Genomic DNA, 20,508 nt, shown 5'->3' on the forward strand with positions numbered 1-20,508 from the left:
ACCTTCACGCGCGCAATGGCTGCCTTTTGGGGTATTTGACCTCCCCCCGCACCTATTCTCCAAGCAGCCGAGCAAGCTCTACTGCAATCCCCGGCTTCGCAGTCATGACCAGGGCTTTTTCTTCCTTCATTACGTCATAGTCAGGAGCTACGGAAATTGCCCCCGCGCGGGCGGCAATCAAACACCCCGCAGCATGATCCCAGGGCCCCAAACCATGCTCAAAATATGCGTCCACTTCTCCACTTGCCACCCGGCAGAGATCCAATGCTGCCGACCCGATCCGCCGGATGTCCCGTACCTTCGGCAAGAGCCTTACTAGGCGCTCGGCTTGGCTGCGACGATCCTCCGCCACGTACGAAAATCCAGTGGCTACCAGAGCCTTGTGCAATGCCTCATCGCTGTCTTCAGGCACGACCCTCAAAGTTTCGATCTGCGCCAATTTCCCGTGGTCGTCGTAGCTTAGGCGCCGTGCATCACCGCCTGCATGTGCCGCATAAGCAACGTGTGCCGCTACGTCCACGACCACAGCCGCCACCGGCTCACCGTTTATTACAGCGGCAATACTGACTGCATAGGCCGGTACTCCATAGAGGAAGTTCACGGTGCCATCGATGGGATCAACAATCCACAGCACTTCATCGCTGGAGCTTAGCTCATCGGACACCCCACTGAACCCACCTTCTTCGCCAAGAATCCGCGACCCCGGCACGTGCTCTAAAAGTCGTTGGGAAATCAGCCTCTCGCTAGCCTCATCCACCTCCGTTACCGGATCTACTTCGGAGGTCTTCGTCGCCAGCACGCCAATGTGCCCGTGATCATCGGCTAGTTCGCCACGGCGGCGTCGAACTAAACCCGCAGCCTCACGCCCCACCACAAGTGCGATGGCCTCCAGGTCTTTAGGAGTTGGCCTTTCTTTACTTTGTGACGCCCCGTCTTCCCCCGCTGTCGAGGTCTCATCGAACACTCGCAGTAGCACCGGCTTGGGAGGCGCAGAGCTTCCCGAGTGGGAGTTAAGAACCTCCGAGACGGCCTGGGCCGTCTTACCTGCATGTGGATTAACCGTGGTTTGCATGCCCTCCACTGTGCCACTTTTCGGCGAGCTAAACCTCACAGCGTCAAGGTAGGGTTGTGTTCATGACTGAGGACAAAGCAGCACAGAACCTAAGTTTTGGCGTGGATATCGGCGGCTCCGGAGTTAAGGGAGCAGTCGTTAACCTTGACACTGGCGAGCTGGTGACAGAACGCTTCAAGATCCTCACTCCAAAGCCATCGACCCCGGATGCGGTCGCCGAGGTCGTACGCAAACTGATGGAAATGGCCGAGTGGGATGGTCCTGTCGGAGTGACCGTCCCCGCGGTTGTTAAGAACCAGAAGGCGCGGACTGCAGCTAATATCGACAAGTCCTGGATCGACACTGATATGCAGGAACTGTTCAAGCGCCATCTCGGCGAGCGCGAAATTGCCGTATTGAATGACGCCGACGCGGCAGGCCTGGCCGAGGTTGAGTATGGCGATCCGAGTGCGAAACAGGGTTCCGTTCTGATGCTAACTTTTGGCACCGGGATTGGCTCGGCACTGCTATGCGATGGTCATCTATTCCCCAACTCGGAGCTGGGGCACCTGCCTCACGACGAAAACGGTGACGTGGAGCGGTATGCCAGCTCCGCTGCAAAGGATCGCGAAGAGCTGTCCTATAAGAAGTGGGCGGCACGCGTGGACGAGGTACTGCATGCCTACAGCGCCCTATTTAGCCCGCAGCGATACATCGTGGGCGGCGGCATCTCGCGCAAGGCCGACAAGTGGGTACCGCTTTTGACCGTGGAACAGGAAGTCATTCCGGCGAAGCTTCGCAATCAAGCGGGCATCATTGGAGCCGCTATGGCTGTGCGCGACGGCATCAAACCCTAGGGACCCAAACCACACCGCATTTCGTTTTGAGTTATAATGGGCGGTCGATTCCCACGTAAAGGGTTTGACTAACCCCAAAGACCAACGGTTGCGGGCTTAACGCAACCCGGTGCGATCCAATTCCTTTTCGGAATGTGGCCACGTCATGTGGCTATTTTGTTGCACCATGCGATACGAGCGAAAGGGCTTCAGTGGCAGCGAACGACTCGACCACCACCAGCGACGACAACGCCCAGGGTGTTGTCCGAAAGGTTGCTAAAAAGACGGCAGCGAAGAAGACTGCCCGAAAGGTGGCAAAGAAGTCGGCGACTGCCAAGAAGGCAACCGCTCGCAAGACCACGGCGAAGAAGACTGTGGCGAAGAAAGCCACGGCAAAGAAAACCGCCGCTAAAAAGACTGCTGCAAAGAAGACCGCTCCGAAGCAGGTTGTTGCCGTCAACGTCTCTGACACTGCTGCTGAGCCGGAGGAGCAGGCGTCCACCCCGGTGAAGAAAGCAGCGAAGAAGACCGCCAAGAAGGCTGCCAAGAAGACGGCGCGCAAGACAGCTAAGAAGACTGCCAAAAAGGCAGCTCGCAAGACCACGAAGAAAACCAGCGCTAAGAAGACCACTGCAAAACGGGGCACCAAGGCAGCAAAGGCAGCCGAGGAACTGCTTGAGGTTGATGAGGCTGCTGTCGACGCAACCTCAGCGGAACAGAATGCTCAGGAGACCCCCGACGAGCCAGACGATTTCGACAGCGAACCGGACAATCTCGACGATCTGGATGATCTTGACGAGGACGATGACCTCGATGATCTAGACGATCTGGATGACCTCGACGATGACGATGACGATGATCTAGACGATGACCTCGAAGATGATCTCGAGGACGATGACGACGATGACTCGGACGACGACGAAGACGGTACCGATAAGAACGACGGTAGCTTCGTGTGGGACGAGGACGAGTCCGCAGCGTTGCGTCAGGCTCGCAAGGACGCAGAGCTGACGGCATCTGCCGACTCCGTTCGCGCGTATCTCAAGCAAATCGGTAAGGTCGCACTGCTCAACGCTGAGCAGGAGGTATCGCTGGCTAAGCGCATTGAGGCGGGCTTGTACGCGGCGTATCGTCTGCAGGAGATCAAGGAATCGGGCGAGAAACTTTCCCCGATGAACCGTCGCGACCTGCGCGAAATCGAGCGCGATGGGCGCCGTGCAAAGAACCACCTGCTGGAAGCAAACCTGCGACTAGTGGTGTCGCTGGCGAAACGCTATACCGGACGTGGCATGGCCTTCCTCGACCTTATTCAGGAAGGCAACTTGGGTCTCATCCGTGCGGTGGAGAAGTTCGACTATGTAAAGGGCTACAAGTTCTCCACCTACGCTACGTGGTGGATCCGCCAGGCCATCACCCGCGCAATGGCCGACCAGGCTCGTACCATCCGCATTCCGGTACACATGGTGGAGGTCATCAACAAGCTGGGACGTATCCAGCGCGAGCTTCTGCAGGATCTGGGACGCGAGCCCACCCCGGAGGAGCTCGCACGCGAGATGGACATCACCGTCGACAAGGTGCTGGAAATCCAGCAGTACGCCCGTGAGCCGATTTCGCTGGATCAGACGATCGGCGATGAGGGAGATTCCCAGCTGGGCGACTTTATCGAGGATTCCGAGGCCGTCGTTGCCGTCGATGCGGTCTCGTTCACTCTGCTGCAGGATCAGCTGCAAGATGTTCTGCACACGCTGTCGGAGCGCGAGGCTGGCGTGGTGAAGCTTCGCTTCGGCCTTACCGACGGAATGCCCCGCACCTTAGACGAGATTGGCCAGGTTTATGGTGTGACCCGTGAACGCATCCGCCAGATCGAGTCGAAGACGATGTCCAAGCTACGCCACCCGTCGCGCTCTCAGGTGCTGCGCGACTACCTGGATTAGCCCCCAAGAAAACGAATAGCCCGAGGCCAAGAAGGCTTCGGGCTATTTTTGGTTTTTCTGCACGCAGTCCTGGAACTCCGTGCCGCGCAGATCCTCGCACCCCTTTACGCTCTGCATTGCCGCTTGGGTGAAGAAAATTGCCACCGCCATCGCGACGACCCCCAGAACCAATCCAATAATCGCATAGCTACGCTGTGTCCCCTTCCGATTCGCATTGAGGACGGAAAAAATTCCTACGATGATGGAAATCGCAGCGACGACCAGACCAATCAAGGGGAACATTGCCGCTGGAATGGCCAGGATTCCGACGATTAGGGCAGCCATGCTCAAACCGCTGACCTTGCGGGGCGCAACCTTTTGAAGCTCAGTTTCCTCTGCGTTCGACTTATCCAGATCGGTGTAGTCTTCTCGAGCCACGGTGTGCCCGCCTTCCCTCATCCTGTGTGCACTGTAGCTACGTGCACTCCCAATGCTCATGTCGCGGTGTATATTACCCCACCGCTCCATGCTTACCAGTCTCTCAAATAGGCAATGCGATCCCGCAGCTGTTGGGCTGTACACAGCGCGGTAGCCGGCCCGCCGCAGTTCCGCCGCGCATCATTGTGAATCTGCCCATGGGGTTTGCCCGTCCGCGCTGATTTCATGGACACCAGCGCATTCAGTTCTTTACGCAGCGCTGGAATCTCTTCGCTGGCTACGCGCTTATTGCGCAAATCCGCGCCGCTGCCCTCCGGGGCAGTGGCCTGCTGTTCCTTCTTACGGCGTTGCTCTTCCTGCTTCGCCCGCGCATCCAATTGCTCGGCTTGCCTTTGACGCAGGAGCGTACGCATCTGGTCGGCGTCAAGTAGCCCCGGTAAGCCAAGGTATGCCTGCTCTTCTTCGGATCCGCTTAATGTGGACGTACCGTAAGTCGAGCCGTCGAAAATCAGACTGTCGAGTTCTGCCTCTGCACCGACAGACTCATACCCCTTGTCGTCCTCCACTTCATTCTGTTCCTTGTTGGCCTGACGCAACAGCTCGTCATCCCAGCCCTCATTTGGGCGGTCGGGTTTACCGAGGACGTGGTTGCGTTGTTGCTCCATCTTCGAGGCCAACTCGAGGAGGACAGACACACTGGGGAGGAAGATTGACGCCGACTCCCCCGGGCGCCGCGAGCGCACGAAACGGCCGATGGCCTGCGCAAAGAACAGTGGTGTGGAGGATGATGTGGCATACACGCCCACAGCCAAGCGGGGTACGTCCACGCCCTCAGACACCATGCGCACGGCCACCATCCACTCGTCGCTACTGGCGGAGAATTCTTTAATGCGCTCCGAGGCTCCGGCCTCATCGGACAGTACGACGGTAACGGGAGTGTTACTGATTCTTTCCAGGATGCGCGCGTAGGCACGTGCCGTCGTTTTATCGGTTGCGATCACCAGACCACCTGCATCCGGTGTCGTTTCACGCAACTGATGCAATCGAGTCTGTGCGGCATTGAGCACCGCTGGGATCCAATCGCCCTTCGGGTCGAGCGCAGTACGCCAAGCCCTGGCAGTTTGTTCTGCGTTAAGAGGTTCGCCCAAGCGAGCCTCAAATTCCTCTCCGGCAGAGTTGCGCCACCGGGCTTGGCCCGAATACGCCAAGAAAACCACCGGGCGAACCACACCATCCTTCAGCGCATTCGCGTATCCATAGGTGTAGTCGGCGGACGAGACGAGTGCTCCCTCAGCACCGTCTACAGCCTCGTAGCGCACGAAGGGGATCTGCGAATCATCAGAACGGAATGGCGTACCCGTAAGCGCCAGGCGGCGTTCGACGTGCTCATAGGCCATGCGCACACCATCGCCCCAGCTCTTTGCGTCACCTGCGTGGTGAATCTCATCCAGAATCACCAGCGTCTTCTTCGCCGTGGCCACCTGGTAGTGCTTAGTCGGCTTCATACCGACCTGCGCGTAGGTTACGCACACGCCGTCGTAGGAATTATTAAATGGCGAGGAGTTTGTGAACTCTGCGTCGAGCGCAATCCCCTGTCCGGCGGCGGACTGAGCCCACTGCACCTTTAGGTGCTCGGTGGGCACAACGATGATGAGGCGATCCACCGCGCGGGTATCCAAGAGCAGCCGTGCGATCGTCAGGGCGAAGGTTGTCTTTCCTGCGCCTGGCGTCGCCACAGCCAGGAAGTCCTTCGGACTGGCCTCGACGTACTTGTTCAGTGCCTCCTGCTGCCATAGGCGGAGGTGCTTCACTTCTTGCGCAGCCCCTTGTAGATCTGCTCACAATCCGGGCAGACGGGCGACCCCGGCTTGGCCTGCTTGCGTACGGGGAAAGTCTCCCCACAGAGAGCCACGACAAGCTTGCCCATCACAGCGGATTCGACGATCTGATCCTTCTTCACATAGTGGAAGAACTTCGGAACATCATCGTCCGTCGTCGTGTCCGTATTGACTTCTGGGCGCTCAATCGTTGTCGTACTTGGGTTACTCACAGTTCACCATCATGCCCCTGAATCTGCCTGTTTTCCAGCTGCGTACTAGCGTTGGCTCTATGGCTGATGCACGAAAAAGGAAAACGGGAGGTGAATCCCGTGCCAAGCGCGCCTCGCAAGTGGAGATCATCACTGATGCAAAAAGCTCCCCTCTGCAAGGCTGGCACCATCGCCGCAAGGTGTACACCGTGCTGCAGCTGCTGCGCATCCCGCTCCTCGCCCTTGCCGCTGTAGTTATGCTCATTACCCACAACGCAGCATTGTCCGTGTGCATCGCTTTGATTAGCCTCCCGCTACCGTGGGTGGCCGTGTTGCTAGCCAACGAGACCGGGCAGGTCGATGAGACCACAAATAAGGTGTACAAACCTGCTCTCGTCCGCGAACAACGCCGTGCCGAACGGGCCGCGCTTGCGGGCGAGACATCTCGCCCGATGCTCGAGTCAGATTCTCCCGGGGCATCCACTCCGCAGGTTATCGACATCACCCCCACTCAGCCTGACAGCACCGACAACGATCAGCACTCCGACTAACAAGGAACCGACATGCCCACCTCTACCCCGCCCGGCCGTCCGTTCTGCACCCCTGGCGTTGCCACCGAGCACCTCGTCCGTACCCTCGTCGCGCAAGGCTATGGTTCATCGCTGATTATGGAGGCTCTCGGCGTCGAAGGTATCGCCGCCGCTCAATCCGGCTCTCCCGCAGCCGCTCAATGGCACCTGACGAGCCGGGACTCTGTGGCATCGCAGCTCGTCGCCGCTGTTTATTTACGACGCCCCCAGCCCGCCACCTTCTTCCAATCTCTCGTCGGGGCTGAGTCCACCTCCGAGCTCGTAGCAGAACAGGCTCTTATCCCGTCAGAAGGTTCACATGAAACGCTGCAGCTCAACCTCGACATCCGCCCGATCCACCACCCCGCGCATGGGAACGCGGAGGTGCTGGTTCTCTCCGACCCGGATGCTTCCCTGGAGCCGCGCATCCCCGGACCGGAACACGTTCCCGGTATAGGAAACGCACCCCTATCCCTACTGAATTCCATTCCCCGCCTGTCGGCGAACGCCCGAGTTCTTGACCTGGGTACTGGGTCGGGAGTCTTGGCGTTGCTATTGGCAGCCAACAGCGAGGCAACACTTTTCGGCAGTGACATTCACAGTCGTGCGCTGGCCTATGCACAAGTTGCCGCCGCTGCGCAAGGATTGGAATTGCCTAAGGTCAAGTGGGTTCAGGGCTCCTGGTTTGGTCCCTTCGCCAGCGAGCTTTTCGACGTGATTGTCTCCAATCCGCCGTTCGTCATCGGCCCCTCCATCGACCTCGATGCCCGCGAGGGGCACGTATATCGCGATTCCGGTCTGCCCTTGGACGCAGCCAGCAAGCTGGTGGTTCAACAAGCCGTTGAACACTTAGCACCGGGAGGGCATGCGCACCTGTTAATCGGCTGGGCACTCGGCGAAGGTACGGCGGATTCCGCCGCCGAGCGAATCTTGAGCTGGTTGCCGGACGAAGGAGTTCGTGCATGGGTTCTTCAGCGTGATGTGGTGGATGTGGCCACCTATGTCACCACCTGGTTGCGCGACGAAAGCATCGACCCACGCAGCGACAGCGGTCAGCAGCGGGCGACAGAATGGCTCGAGTTCTTCGATCACCACGATGTCACGCAGATCGGGCTCGGGTGGATTCATATCGAGAAGATCGATGCTGCCACCGAGCTCACAGTCGAAACTTTCGAACACGCCCTGCCCGATGGAGCCTTCTTGGGACAAGAGGTCGGCGAATGGTTCGCACGCTGCCGCTGGCTCGAGGAGCTGGAGGTTCCCGGCCGCCCGGCCGCCGAAGCCATTGCGGATGCGCACTACCGACTGCGACGCGGCGTCATTCTAGAAAAAACCGCCAGGTCCATCGACCAAGGGTTCGGCGAAGAAACAATACAGTTGATACGGACCGATGGGCCGGGTTGGACCCACGAAATCGATGCGACATTAGCGGCAATTCTGGCTGGTCTTAGCTGGGACGGACTTTGCTTGCGTGACGTAGCGGAGCTCTACCACGCAATTAATGGAGAAGATCTGGGAATGGATGCCGCAGAGCTTGTGGATCAGCTTGTTCCTCTAGCTGTGGCTCTGGTGAGGCACGGGATGATTGTGCCGCGAGACCTGCGCGAGGTGTACGAGGGCAAAATGTAGGCCAGCGCGGTTAGAGAAAACCAATGAAGACAACCCAGTAAGGAAAAAACCCAGTAAGGAAAACAAGTGAGGGAAGACCAGTGAAGGCAGTGATTAGCACCGTCAGCAGTGCCACAGTGTCGGTTGCCGGCGAAGTTGTGGGAGAAGTAACCGGACCCGCACTCTTAGCACTCGTGGGAGTCGGTGTAAACGATGAACCCGAAGCCGCAGAGAAAATGGCGCGGAAAATTGCGGAACTGCGTTTGCTCCCCGCGTCGGGGCAACCATGGGATAGTCCACGCAATCACTCCGTAGAAGAAGTAAACGGGCAAGTTCTGTTGGTAAGTCAGTTCACTCTCATGGGCGAGACGAAAAAGGGACGACGCCCCTCGTGGGTTAACGCGGCTCCGGGAGAAACTGCCGAACCGGTTTACGAACGTATTGCAGAATTGCTCCGGGAGCGCGGCATAGTTGTAGAAACAGGACGATTCGGCGCCATGATGAAAGTCGCCAGCGTCAATGAGGGACCATTCACAGTGCTTGTGGAGACCTAAGAACGAGAGCTTGTTCAACAAAAACTGCAGGTAAAGCTCTTCCCCTCTGCAGAGTCGCGACAGAGAGAAAAATAGCTAACCCCTGTGCGGGGGTGAACCAAGTTCCTTCTTCAGGTTCGGTGGGGAACAATTCTTCCAAGAGATTCGTTGACCCCGTAGAGCTTCGGCACACAACGAGAAAATTCTTGAAGCGCTTGAACGCTATCGAGCCATGGGAGGCACACCAGCACTATGAGTAACTCCATGATTGATGACGAATACAACGGCATCAGCCACGGTCAAGAGGGTACCGGCAATTCGGCCGACGATAGCGATAAGAAAGAAGACAAGGGGCGGCGCCGCGGAAACAACGAGAACCCGTCGGCAGATCTGGTTCGCGTCTACCTCAACGGCATCGGTAAGACCGCCCTGCTTACTGCAGAGGACGAGGTAGAACTCTCCAAGCGAATCGAAGTCGGGCTGTACTCGGAGCACCTTCTAGCCACCGCAGAGAAGCTGACCCGTGCGAAGAAGCGCGATCTTAAGGTACTGGCACGTGAAGGCAAGGCAGCCCGGAGCCACCTGCTGGAGGCCAACCTGCGCCTCGTTGTATCGCTGGCGAAGCGCTACACCGGCCGTGGCATGCCTCTGCTGGACCTGATCCAAGAAGGCAACCTGGGCTTGATCCGCGCAATGGAAAAGTTCGATTACACCAAGGGCTTTAAATTCTCCACCTATGCAACTTGGTGGATTCGCCAAGCCATTACCCGTGGCATGGCCGACCAATCCCGCACCATTCGCCTTCCCGTCCACCTGGTAGAGCAGGTGAACAAGCTTTCCCGTATCAAGCGCGAGATGTACCAGCAGCTTGGGCGCGAAGCGACGAACGAGGAGCTGGCTGAGGAATCCGGAATCGAGGAATCGAAGATCGAAATGCTGCTCAAGCAGTCCCGCGATCCGGTGAGCCTGGATATGCCCGTCGGTAGCGACGAAGAAGCCCCGCTGGGCGACTTTATCGAGGACTCCGAGGCAACGGATGCGGAAACCGCTGTGGTTGCATCCCTGCGCCACTCCGATGTCCGCGCTGTGTTGGGCACCCTGGAGGAGCGCGAGCAGGACGTCATCAAGCTGCGCTATGGCCTGGATGATGGCATGCCGCGCACGCTGGATCAGATTGGTCGCCGCTTCGGGCTTTCCCGCGAACGCGTCCGCCAAATCGAGCGTGAGGTTATGGCCAAGCTCCGCGAGGGTGACCGAGCCAACAAGCTGCGTGAATACGCTGTTTAGAGACTCATCATCGCTAAATAGCATCAGTACTTAAGCTTCTGCCCCGCTCCCTTTGCGGACGGGGCTATAATCGTTTCAAGTCAATGAACAAAGAAAGGGCGTAGCGCACGTGAGGGATCTCGTCGATACCACTGAGATGTATCTCCGAACGATTTATGAGTTGGAAGAAGAAGGCATTCTGCCGCTCCGCGCCCGCATCGCAGAAAGACTTGATCAGTCCGGCCCGACGGTGAGCCAGACCGTTGCGCGTATGGAGCGCGACGAACTACTCACGGTTGAGAAGGATCGTTCTCTTAAACTCAGTCCTCAAGGCCGAGCTTTAGCCACCGCGGTCATGCGCAAGCACCGCCTGGCCGAGCGCTTGCTCACCGACGTCATCGGTCTTCCCTGGGAAAAGGTTCACGACGAAGCCTGTCGCTGGGAACACGTCATGGGCGACGAGGTTGAGATTCAGCTGGTAAAGGTACTCAGCGAATATGCCACCTCCCCATTTGGCAATCCGATTCCGGGACTGGAGGAGTTGGTAGAAAGCGTGCCGGAGGCTGAGCGCACGGAGCTGAAGGAAAAGATTTATTCTCTGCAGACAGGTTCCTCACAGCGCGCCTCTGATATCGAATCGCCGGAGCCGATCGAGGTGAAGATCCTCAGTATCAACGAAATCGTGCAGGTGGAGCACAAGCTGATGGCGAAGTTCCACGCGTTGGACATGCGCCCAGGCAGCGTCGTAACGCTGGTGGCCACCGAGGACGGCTTGGAGTTCGGCAACGACAACGGCACCATGGTTGTTCCGGAGGAGCTTGGCCACGCCGTACGCGTAGAAAAGCTCAACTAAGGACGTGGGGTAGCGTGGGGGCTGTGACAAGCATCGATCTATCTTCCTCTGCCCTATCCCCTTCCGCCCACATCGTCGTGACTGGCGGCGCCGGCTATGTCGGTAGCGTCTGTGCCAGCGTACTTCTCGAACACGGTTTCCGCGTGACGGTGGTGGACGATCTATCAACCGGCAATGGTTATGCAGTACCAGAAGGCGCGACCTTTATTGAGGGGGACATCCACGATGTCATCTCCGATGTCTTTGCCGCTCGCGACGTAGCAGCCGTCATGCACTTTGCCGCCCGTTCGCTTGTCGGCGAGTCCGTAGAGAAACCCGATATCTACTGGCACCACAATGTAGGTACCAGTCTGTACCTCCTGGATCAGATGCGCGAGCACGGGGTAGATAACCTCGTGTTCTCCTCCACTGCTGCGACCTACGGCGAACCAGAGCAGGTTCCAATCACTGAAGACATGCCGACGGCACCGACAAACCCCTATGGCGCCTCCAAGCTGGCGATTGATCACATGATCACCTCGTACGCCAATGCCTATGGACTGGCCGCTACCTCCCTGCGATACTTCAACGTCGCTGGCGCACACGGAAATATTGGTGAAAACCACAAGGTCGAAACTCACCTCATTCCCTTGGTGCTACAAGTTGCCCTTGGTCATCGAGAGCACATCTCGATTTTCGGCACTGACTACCCCACTGCCGATGGCACTGCCGTCCGCGATTACATCCATATTCGAGATCTGGCGGATGCCCACCTGCTGGCCGCTGCGTCGAACACTGCGGGCAAGCATCGCATCTTTAACCTCGGCTCCGGCGATGGTTTTAGCGTGCGTCAAGTCATCGACACCTGCCGCGAAGTCACCGGCCACCCAATTCCCGCGATCGAATCGCCACGTCGCGCGGGCGACCCTGCAACTCTGATCGCTTCGTCGGCGAAGGCTAAGTCTGAGCTCGGATGGAACCCCACCCGCTCCGATTTGCACACCATTATCTCCGACGCATGGGCCTTTAGCGGACAACTGGGTGATAGGTTGCATTCCGCACAGCGTTAACTGCGTCCCAGTCCACAATCTGCATGAGTCGCTCGTACTCCCATGCGATATCGAGTCCCGCATATTCCCGGACTGTGACATAGGTTCGCTCTGGAAGCCTGTCCTCCTCCGTGGGGTCTTCTGCGGCATCCAGATCCATCTGCACATTTGCCATAACGGTGCAGGCGGATTGCACTGCTTTAGCCAAAAGCAATTTGATCTTTCCTTTTTGATGGGCGTCCAACGCCGTAACCGCAATGTCAGCAGTGAACTCATCGAATGCACTCAGCTGCGGCTCGACCGCAGAATCATCCATTTTCTCCATATCGGAAAGCATTTCCTCCAGCGTTGCCTCCGCAACCTGATCTTCTGTGCCTTCCATATCCTCCGTGCCTATCCCCTGAGCACGCTCGATACTATCGAGCCGCGCACATGCATCCTCGGTGTATAGATCGGCTTCAAGTTCCTCCAACAGTCGCGTAAGTGTGTGATACGCCAGGACTCCTTCGTCGTTAGCCGACGCCACCAGTGCCAGGATCAACATCACCCGTCGACGTACCGACCCCGTCGTTCGACGCGCAGCACTGGCAAGCATCTCGCGTAGAATGGCGCTGTTCGTGCCCAAAGACCAGGCAATAACGACCGTATGAAGGAACTCGTCACTGCAAATCGCGGCAAGGCTGTCGATGAGGTATTCGTTTTCACATTCCTCTTCCAACACCCTTGTTCCCTCCGCTACGGCGGCTATACCAATCAGGACTTGGATCAGATCGACTGTGGTGGCCTCCGCACGTTCCTGGAGCATCCATTCCGGCTCGCTCAGGTTGGCAGGATCCAGCCAGCGCTCCATTTCCTCCCGGTTACCCATACGGCGAGCCCCACTCAGCGCACTGATATCGGCCAGCTCATTGGACTCCACGCTGTCTACCGTGCCCGTCTCGCCGTCCAATACGTCGATCCAAGGCATTCCCGTCGTGATGCTTTCGACTTCTAGGGCCGATTGAACATCGACGCATGCATCCTCCAGTTGGCTGACGGCAGAAGCCACACAGGCACGCAGATCTTCATCCATGTCGCCGATAGTGAGAATGATTGCCTCGGCCGCTGGGGCGTCGCAAAGAATCTTGGTAATCCCCCGCACTGCCTCGTCAATAGCCGCTGGGTGCAAGTCGCATCGTAGGACCGGACCGATTCGAAAGCGCCGGTGATGCGCGGGCAGCGGTGCGGAACTGGTGTGCTCGGTGGAAGCGACTAGGCCGATGATGACCAGCGAGTTCACGGGTGGGAATCCAAGAAGGGAGGGAATGGCAGCGATCAGCTTGCCTTTGTCCGCTCCCAAATGAACGGATGGCGGGCGCGTAGTAGGTGCACTAAGTGCGGAATCTGCGGGAATAGACTGGGGTTTCTTTTCGTTGTGTTCTGGTGAGTTCCTCATGCCACAGATCGTTGCCGAACCAAAGTTTTTTTGCGGCGACGAGTCCCAAACGGTGCGGCGAAGCCCCAGGGGTCTGTGGATAACTTGAAACTGTGAATATGGGTCCCAGAAATGGTGCCGTCTCAACCTGGCTTGTCCGAAGTGGCTGATAGGCTAGGCAGACGGTGCTTGGTTGGACACAGGTTCCGCCGGAAGGGAGAGCGAAACTATGCATGAGCACTTCGACAACAACGACCATCGTGGCAATGGCGAGCGGCGTGAGCGGCAGCTAGGTGGCCGGATGTACGAGCTGGAGTACCCGGCTCCGATCCAGTTCGATCGCCCCTCGATTGCCGACGAGCCCATGGGGTTGAGCGATGCTGAGGGTGCTGAGGGTGCTGAGGAGCTGCCAATGTTGGTGGCATTGCAAGGCTATGCGGATGCCGGACAAGCTGTCTCAAACGCCAGCTCTCATATCCTGGCTGCCTTGGAGCATAGCCCGGTTGCGTCGTTCAAGGTCGATGAGTTGATCGATTATCGTTCGCGACGCCCCGGTGTGACCATCGAGAACTCCAAGGTTGTGGATACGGATGATATTCGCCTGGATCTACACCTGATAAAGGACACCCAGGGACGCCCCTTCCTGCTGCTCAGTGGCTTGGAGCCAGACCTTAAGTGGGGAGCCTTTAGCGACGCTGTGGTGGATCTCGCCCGGCGTGGTCAGGTCGGCATGGTCGCCTCTCTGTACTCGGCGCCGATGACGGTGCCGCACACTCGCCGTTTGGTGATTTCTGCGCATGCCTCGGAATCTTCGCTGATCAAGGACTACCACACGTGGGATTCGCGAATGATCGTTCCCGGCGCCGCGGCTTTGGAAACGGAAAAGAAGTTAAACCGCCACGGGTTCGAAACGGTTGGCTTTACCGCCCATGTGCCGCACTACATCGCGGCCTCCGACTACCCGGAGGCGACTTTGCGCCTATTGGAGGCATTCAGCGAAGTCGCAGACCGCGAGCTGCCCCTTAAAGCTCTGGAAAAGGAGTTGGAACGCGTACAGCGCCAGCTGCAAGACCAGGTTGAGGAGTCCCAGGAGATCGCTACCGTCGTCAGTGCATTGGAGCACCAGTACGATGCCGAGATGGAACGGATGCGTCGTAAGCGGGAGAACAACCTGCTGCAACCGGGACAGGACATCCCAACCGGCGAAGAGCTGGGCGCAGAGTTCGAGGCATTCTTGCAGAACATGTCAGATGGCTCCGATAATGCCGACGATCCAACCGATACCGAGCAAGAGGACAAATAAAACACAGTGGGTATTGCTGCCGAACTCGCGGAACTGTTGCCAGATCTGGACGAGGTACCGGAATCTCTGATTGATGACGCGATCCTAGAGTCTTTTCTCGGTTGGACGCGTGACCGCGGCATTACCCTCTACCCTGCCCAGGAAGAGGCAGCCACAGCCCTCGTGGCTGAAGACAACGTGATTCTTGCTACGCCCACGGGCTCCGGTAAGTCCATGGTGGCCATCGCTGCCCACTTCATTGCCATGGCTCGCAAGCAGCGCAGTTTCTACACCGCGCCCATCAAAGCTCTGGTCAGTGAGAAATTCTTCGATCTGTGCCAAACCTTCGGCCCGGAAAATGTGGGCATGATGACGGGTGACGCCACAGTGAATGGCGGCGCACCGATCATCTGCGCCACTGCTGAAATCGTTGCCAATATTGCCCTGCGCGACGGAGCGAACGCGAAAATTGATCAGGTAGTGATGGACGAGTTCCACTACTACTCTGAACCCGACCGTGGCTGGGCCTGGCAGGTTCCGCTCTTGGAACTCCCTAAGGCACAATTTCTTCTGATGAGCGCCACCCTGGGCAACACCAAGTGGTTGGAGGATGATCTAAGCGAACGCACTGGTCGCCAAACCACATTGGTGACGGGCAGCACACGGCCAGTGCCGCTCGACTTTCACTATGTCTACACTCCCGTCCACGAAACGGTGGAGGAGCTAATAAGCGACGGCAAATCGCCCATTTACATTGTTCACTTCACCCAGCGCGAAGCTATCGAGCGCGCCCAGGCTCTGACCAGCATGAAGCTAGTTAATGACGAAGCCAAGGCTGCTATCGCCGAGGAGATCGGTGATTTCCGCTTTACCTCTGCCTTCGGCAAAACTCTCTCCCGCCTGCTGCGCAAGGGAATCGGCGTGCACCATGCCGGCTTGCTGCCGAAGTACCGTCGCCTCGTCGAGCGATTGTCGCAGAAGGGGCTTCTAAAAATTATTTGTGGTACCGATACTCTCGGAGTAGGTATCAATGTGCCGATTCGTACCGTACTGATGACGGGACTGACCAAGTACGACGGTGTGAAGCACCGCGTGCTGAAATCCCGCGAGTTCCATCAAATCGCGGGTCGTGCGGGTCGCGCAGGGTATGACACGGAGGGGACTGTCGTGGTACAGGCTCCCGAGCATGAGATTGAAAACTTTCGCCTCCGCCAACGAGCCGGTAGTGATCCGAAGAAGATCAAGAAGCTACGCAAACGCTCTGCCCCCGAGGGGCAGGCAACGTGGAGTGAATCCACCTATGAGCGCCTCACCCATGCTGAGCCGGAGGAGCTTTCCAGCCAGTTCCGCATGAGCAACTCCATGCTGCTCAATGTCATCGCTCGTGACCAGTGGACCTTTGAAGCGCTACGGCATCTTTTGCGCACCAATCACGACACGCGCACTAAACAGAACAAGGCCATCTTGCGCACCATCGAGCTGTACCGGGGGCTTATCAACGCTGAAGTCGTTGAAGAATTCAAGGCACAAACTCCTAGTGGCAAGGATGCCCGCCTGACCGCCGACCTCAACCGCGATTTTGCCCTCAATCAGCCACTGTCTCCCTTCGCCCTGGCAGCTCTGGAACTACTGGATCCGGAGTCTGACACGTTCGCGCTTGACGTGATCTCTACTTTTGAGGCGGTTTTGGAAGACCCCCGACAGGTGCTTATCGCCCAGCAGAAGGCTGAACGGGGCGAGGAGATTGCGGCGCTGAAGGCTGAGGGCGTCGATTACACCGAGCGAATGGCCATCGTCGAAGACATCACCTGGCCTATGCCGCTGGCAGACGAGCTAGAGCAGGCCTATGACACGTTCTGTGAGGGCAACCCGTGGGCTCGCGATTTTCAGATTAGCCCGAAGTCCGTTGTGCGGGACATGGTGGAAAAGGCAATGACCTTCTCCGACTTCGTGGCCACGTATGGGCTGGGACGCTCCGAGGGTGTGGTGCTGCGCTATCTCACCGATGCATATCGGACGCTGGAGCACTCCGTGCCCGATTCCTACCGCTCGGAGGAGTTCGACGACATCCTCGTGTGGTTGGGCGAGTTGATTCGCCAAGTGGATTCCTCACTCATTGATGAGTGGGTACAGATGTCGGATCCGGATGCCCCGCTGACCGAGGATCAGGTAGCCGAGCATGCCTACGGCGTGGTAAACACAAACCTGCTCTCTGCCAACCCGCAGGCCCTGACCCGTATGGTGCGTAACTACTTCTTCCGCCACGTGGAACTCTTCGCGTTCGAAAAAGAGCGCGAGCTCGCGGAAATGGACGAATACCTGGATTCGCCACCAGACTGGCCTGCCGCGATGGACGATTACTTTGAGGAATATGCCGATATAGGTGTTGACGCCGCCGCGCGTTCAAATAAATACATTCTCATCAAGCGCGGCACAGGCCCCGAGTCGGGTAGTTGGTTCGTGCGCCAGATCATCGACGATCCCGAAGGCGACCATGGTTGGGCGCTAGAGGGCGTGGTAGACCTTGCTGCAACGGATGGAGCCGGCGAGATCCGGCTCTCGGAGCTCACCGTCGTTCAGGGCTAGCTGGCAGGTTCTAGAAGTACGACTCCAGAACGCGACGGCTTTCCTGTGCCACATGATTGAAGGACTGTGCGACGATCTCCCCCAACGACGCATAGTCGTCGATCCGCGTGGAACTGGAGCGGTACGCCATGCCAATCGTGCGTCCCGCTCGCACGGCCCCTCCGGCAAACGTCGCCAGGGCGATGCCCGGCCGTTGACACTCGACTGATACTGCGGACAGCGGTACCAAGGTTGCGCCCAAACCCGCCGACACCAGCTGAATTACGGTGGAAAGGCTGGCCGCCCTGGTGACAGAATGGCGCGGATCATTGGCCATTTCCACCGTCCGGCACAGTTCCAGAATCTGGTCGCGCAGGCAGTGCCCATCATCTAGCAGCAGGAGATCAACATCCTTGAGTTCGTCGACTGCCAAATCCTTGCGACCGGCCAATGGGTGCCCCTCAGGCACAACCAGCACGAACTCTTCGGTGTAGAGATCTACCGTGTTGAGCCCGCCGCCTTCGCCCGGCATACCAAGGACGGCGACGTTGATCTTGCCCTGTCGCAACGCATCAATAAGAAGTGGCGACTTCTCTTCGACAATGCGCGGTTCGAGCTCCGGGGCAACGTCGTTTACAGAGTGTAAAACCTCCGGCAGGATATACGGGGCGACGGTCGGGATCATTCCTATTGCCATCGAACCCACGAGGCCGCCGTGAGCACCCCGCGCGTGAGAGACGAAAGTTTCGAGGCTTTCCAGGGTGGCTTGTGCAAATGGCAGCAGTCCTCGCCCCACTGGGGTGACAATAACCTTGCGAGTGGATCGTTCGATAAGCTGCACTCCCAAACCTGCCTCGAGCGCAGCGAGCGCTTGGGAAAGGGAAGGTTGGGAGATACCTAAATGGGAGGCTGCGGTACCAAAATGACCATGTTCGGCAATGGTCACAAAGGTGCGCAATTGGGCAACGGTCGGGCGATACTCTCTTTGAACCACATCTGCGATTCTACAGACATTCTTAGAAAAGCATAATTACACCTGGAAAAATAAATATAGTCGACTATAAATCAGCTTACGCGCAGTTCAGCGGTACCTTCGAAGGGCGATAGGTTCCCCAAGAACGCCTTGGAATCTCCCCGTAGGCGGACGGTGTAAGTCCCCGGCGGAACGTCCTGTGTACCCCACTCGATCGTTGTGCGGGTCTGCCCAAAGTTATTCTCGAAAGTGATGAGCGTGTTTTCGCTGGAATCGTCTGCCACTACCTTGCCACTTCCATCCTCGATCGTGACATAGCCCTCTCCATGACGCATGTTGTTATTGGGATTGGCGCCGACGAAGATAACCCGCGCATTCGTACCACTCTTTACCTCTGCGGGAGCCTCCAGCACATCACCGAATTTCTTCCCCATAGGTGGGGTATCCATCCACCCATCACTTCCGGGCACATTCGGGATCAAGCCTGTGAGATCTCCCGCAGGCTCTCCTACCTCAACTTCCTTCCCCTCCTTCAAGGCTCGCGCCATTTCATCAAAGACATCCTGGAAAGCTGAGAGTTGATAGTGCCCAAAGATCGTCGCCCCACCCTCGTAGTTCTGGGCCTCGTACTCCTCCGGAGTGGTGATGTAGTGGCCATAAGCGTTGGTGTAGCCCTGCACGACAATTGTGTTCTCAGGCACGCCTAGTGCCGCGGCCACCGTCCGCTTGATTCGCAAGCCGCTAGTCACTGTCGGCTCAAATCCCAGCGAAACTAGAACGAACCCACCGAGACGGTGAATCGTAAATGGGTGCACCTGCTGAATCATTCCGTCGATGTACCCCATCGGCAGCAGGCACTCTTTAGCACCGTGGATGTCCTTAACTTCCTGTGTCGCCAACGCTTTGTTGAGGTCTCGCACCCACGGGTTACCGCCCCGTTCTCCCTCGTTGAACCCCAACAGCGGCACTCCACCTCCATCTTCTTGAGAAGACGCCGCGAAGGCGGCACCCAAGATTGCCGGACCGAGCTTGTGTTCCTTGCCATCCGGGGTGAAGCGTGAGCTTGCGACCAGTTTGGGACAGTCCACCCACCTCATCCGTCCATCGATGCCACCAGCCGACCAATCCTTGCCATCAGTCTTCGTGGCCTCCATCATCCGCTCACCCAGGATCTGCGCGGATTCACGCTCACTTGCGCCCGGCCCAGAGTTAGGCGTCAGACCCATATTCGGGGTGATATCTCCCGGAGTCATGTTTGCAAACGCCGCGACAAACGGGGCTTCTTCTGGGTGACGGTGCACCACGCCGTGAGCCTCCTCTGTGGCCCATGCGGCGTATCCCTTGTTATCGCCAGCGATGTGCTTGTACTTATGCCCAAAGCTCGTCGGGTGCAGCGAATACCAGTTGATCAACCCCACCTGCTGTCCACCGCGCGAGACGTGCAAGGTGACGCTGCGGGTATCCACGCCATTCGGGAGTTCATTCTTATCTTCTTCGGGGTTGCGGTCCCACGAGGTTTTGGATCTATTGACGCCCGCATCAGTGACCGTGGATTCCGCCACCGTCACTTCTGATGGCTGGATGTCATCATGCGCTCGGATGATGGCAGTCACGATGCCCTCGACCGTTGCCTCGAAAGTCTTCGGACGGAATCCACCGTGCGTGATATCAACCATGAGGTGCTGCGACGTACCACCCGGCGCCACGTGTGTGTGAGTGGCGGCGAGTAGCACATTGGATTGGTTGTAGAGATCGCCGTATTTTTCCTTCAGACGGCGCAATACCTCCAAGTGGATCGACTGGAACATCAGCCCGACATCGCAGGTGACGTGCACGAGGCGGGAATTCTCGCGGGCGGCGTCGACAAAAATAAACGCCCGGGCGTATTGACGGCGTTGAATGCCTACGGTCTTTTGCTCATCGACGGCATATCCGAACATGCCCGCTCCCCAGGGCTCGCCGGTCATGTCCGCCAAGCCTCGGCCTACATGGAAGCCCCCTCCGCTAGAGGTTGTTCCCTCTTGGGCACCTGCGCCCGACGTGGCGGCAGACGCCCACACGACGGTGCCGGTGACCGCTGCCATGCCGCGGAAAAAGCTGCGACGACTCAGTTGGGATTGCAAAGGGTTCAGCGAGTTATCAGTGATGCT

17 protein-coding genes are annotated in these 20,508 nt (G+C 57.9%); 10 read left to right on the top strand and 7 right to left on the bottom strand.

Going from position 1 to position 20,508, the window contains the following annotated elements; genetic code table 11:
* Positions 1-52: 52 nt before the first annotated feature.
* Positions 53-1,072, bottom strand: coding sequence for an inositol monophosphatase family protein (locus AC06DS_RS08540; RefSeq protein ID WP_477100518.1), 1,020 nt, complete (start codon positions 1,070-1,072; stop codon positions 53-55).
* Between the two features lie 62 nt (positions 1,073-1,134).
* Between AC06DS_RS08540 and ppgK the strand changes: the two genes are divergently transcribed.
* Both ppgK and AC06DS_RS08550 read left to right on the top strand, forming a co-directional pair.
* On the top strand, positions 1,135-1,908 hold the full coding sequence (gene ppgK, locus AC06DS_RS08545) for a polyphosphate--glucose phosphotransferase (protein ID WP_293790275.1): 774 nt from the start codon (positions 1,135-1,137) through the stop codon (positions 1,906-1,908).
* Between the two features lie 191 nt (positions 1,909-2,099).
* On the top strand, positions 2,100-3,821 hold the full coding sequence (locus tag AC06DS_RS08550; protein WP_477100519.1) for an RNA polymerase sigma factor: 1,722 nt from the start codon (positions 2,100-2,102) through the stop codon (positions 3,819-3,821).
* A gap of 42 nt (positions 3,822-3,863) precedes the next feature.
* On the opposite strand, the gene AC06DS_RS08555 is transcribed toward AC06DS_RS08550, so the two are convergent.
* From AC06DS_RS08555 to AC06DS_RS08565, 3 genes are all read right to left on the bottom strand, one after another.
* Positions 3,864-4,238, bottom strand: a complete 375-nt coding sequence (locus AC06DS_RS08555) for a DUF308 domain-containing protein (protein WP_448308272.1) — start codon at positions 4,236-4,238, stop codon at positions 3,864-3,866.
* A gap of 92 nt (positions 4,239-4,330) precedes the next feature.
* Positions 4,331-6,049 (bottom strand): DEAD/DEAH box helicase, encoded by a 1,719-nt coding sequence (locus AC06DS_RS08560; protein ID WP_293790267.1) that lies wholly within the window; start codon positions 6,047-6,049, stop codon positions 4,331-4,333.
* Entirely contained in the window at positions 6,046-6,288 is a 243-nt protein-coding gene (locus AC06DS_RS08565) for a DUF3039 domain-containing protein (protein ID WP_005295046.1), read from the bottom strand. Before AC06DS_RS08565 ends, AC06DS_RS08560 begins: the two co-directional genes overlap by 4 nt.
* Positions 6,289-6,347: 59 nt before the next feature.
* On the opposite strand from AC06DS_RS08565, the gene AC06DS_RS08570 reads away from it, so the two are divergent.
* The 6 genes from AC06DS_RS08570 (at position 6,348) to galE (ending at position 12,145) form a co-directional block, all read left to right on the top strand.
* A complete protein-coding gene (locus AC06DS_RS08570; RefSeq protein ID WP_448308270.1) occupies positions 6,348-6,818 on the top strand; it encodes a DUF3099 domain-containing protein in 471 nt (156 codons plus the stop codon).
* A gap of 12 nt (positions 6,819-6,830) precedes the next feature.
* The gene (locus AC06DS_RS08575; protein ID WP_477100520.1) at positions 6,831-8,465 is read left to right on the top strand and encodes a DUF7782 domain-containing protein; all 1,635 of its coding nucleotides are present in this window, start codon (positions 6,831-6,833) and stop codon (positions 8,463-8,465) included.
* Positions 8,466-8,545: 80 nt separating this feature from the next.
* Positions 8,546-8,998, top strand: coding sequence for a D-aminoacyl-tRNA deacylase (gene dtd / locus AC06DS_RS08580; RefSeq protein ID WP_477100521.1), 453 nt, complete (start codon positions 8,546-8,548; stop codon positions 8,996-8,998).
* Between the two features lie 231 nt (positions 8,999-9,229).
* Positions 9,230-10,264, top strand: a complete 1,035-nt coding sequence (locus AC06DS_RS08585; protein ID WP_293790254.1) for a sigma-70 family RNA polymerase sigma factor — start codon at positions 9,230-9,232, stop codon at positions 10,262-10,264.
* A 109-nt stretch (positions 10,265-10,373) separates the two neighbouring features.
* Positions 10,374-11,096, top strand: a complete 723-nt coding sequence (locus tag AC06DS_RS08590) for a metal-dependent transcriptional regulator (protein ID WP_293790252.1) — start codon at positions 10,374-10,376, stop codon at positions 11,094-11,096.
* Between the two features lie 14 nt (positions 11,097-11,110).
* Positions 11,111-12,145 (top strand): UDP-glucose 4-epimerase GalE, encoded by a 1,035-nt coding sequence (gene galE, locus AC06DS_RS08595; RefSeq protein ID WP_477100522.1) that lies wholly within the window; start codon positions 11,111-11,113, stop codon positions 12,143-12,145.
* Here galE and AC06DS_RS08600 read toward each other — a convergent pair.
* A complete protein-coding gene (locus AC06DS_RS08600) occupies positions 12,102-13,559 on the bottom strand; it encodes a DUF4192 domain-containing protein (protein WP_477100523.1) in 1,458 nt (485 codons plus the stop codon). The two genes, galE and AC06DS_RS08600, sit on opposite strands and share 44 nt — an antisense overlap.
* A 208-nt stretch (positions 13,560-13,767) precedes the next feature.
* On the opposite strand from AC06DS_RS08600, the gene AC06DS_RS08605 reads away from it, so the two are divergent.
* Positions 13,768-14,841, top strand: coding sequence for a PAC2 family protein (locus tag AC06DS_RS08605; RefSeq protein ID WP_477100524.1), 1,074 nt, complete (start codon positions 13,768-13,770; stop codon positions 14,839-14,841).
* A gap of 6 nt (positions 14,842-14,847) precedes the next feature.
* Positions 14,848-17,406 carry a DEAD/DEAH box helicase gene (locus AC06DS_RS08610; protein WP_477100525.1) on the top strand — a complete coding sequence of 853 codons (2,559 nt, stop codon included), beginning with the start codon at positions 14,848-14,850 and terminating at the stop codon, positions 17,404-17,406.
* 10 nt (positions 17,407-17,416) lie between these two features.
* Here AC06DS_RS08610 and AC06DS_RS08615 read toward each other — a convergent pair whose 3' ends face one another.
* On the bottom strand, positions 17,417-18,379 hold the full coding sequence (locus AC06DS_RS08615; RefSeq protein ID WP_477100526.1) for a hydrogen peroxide-inducible genes activator: 963 nt from the start codon (positions 18,377-18,379) through the stop codon (positions 17,417-17,419).
* A 71-nt stretch (positions 18,380-18,450) separates the two neighbouring features.
* Positions 18,451-20,442 (bottom strand): neutral/alkaline non-lysosomal ceramidase N-terminal domain-containing protein, encoded by a 1,992-nt coding sequence (locus tag AC06DS_RS08620; RefSeq protein ID WP_366789122.1) that lies wholly within the window; start codon positions 20,440-20,442, stop codon positions 18,451-18,453.
* Between the last annotated feature and the right edge of the window lie 66 nt (positions 20,443-20,508).

It is taken from the genome of Corynebacterium sp. TUM25015, from assembly GCF_056393505.1.

Bases quoted from the DNA above. Each gene is read 5' to 3' on its own strand.
- AC06DS_RS08540 (WP_477100518.1), bottom strand. From the start codon at position 1,072: ATGCAAACCACGGTTAATCCACATGCAGGTAAGACGGCCCAGGCCGTC.
- AC06DS_RS08575 (WP_477100520.1), top strand. From the start codon at position 6,831: ATGCCCACCTCTACCCCGCCCGGCCGTCCGTTCTGCACCCCTGGCGTT.
- AC06DS_RS08585 (WP_293790254.1), top strand. From the start codon at position 9,230: ATGAGTAACTCCATGATTGATGACGAATACAACGGCATCAGCCACGGT.
- ppgK (WP_293790275.1), top strand. From the start codon at position 1,135: ATGACTGAGGACAAAGCAGCACAGAACCTAAGTTTTGGCGTGGATATC.
- AC06DS_RS08605 (WP_477100524.1), top strand. From the start codon at position 13,768: ATGCATGAGCACTTCGACAACAACGACCATCGTGGCAATGGCGAGCGG.
- AC06DS_RS08600 (WP_477100523.1), bottom strand. From the start codon at position 13,559: ATGAGGAACTCACCAGAACACAACGAAAAGAAACCCCAGTCTATTCCC.
- AC06DS_RS08620 (WP_366789122.1), bottom strand. From the start codon at position 20,442: ATGGCAGCGGTCACCGGCACCGTCGTGTGGGCGTCTGCCGCCACGTCG.
- AC06DS_RS08570 (WP_448308270.1), top strand. From the start codon at position 6,348: ATGGCTGATGCACGAAAAAGGAAAACGGGAGGTGAATCCCGTGCCAAG.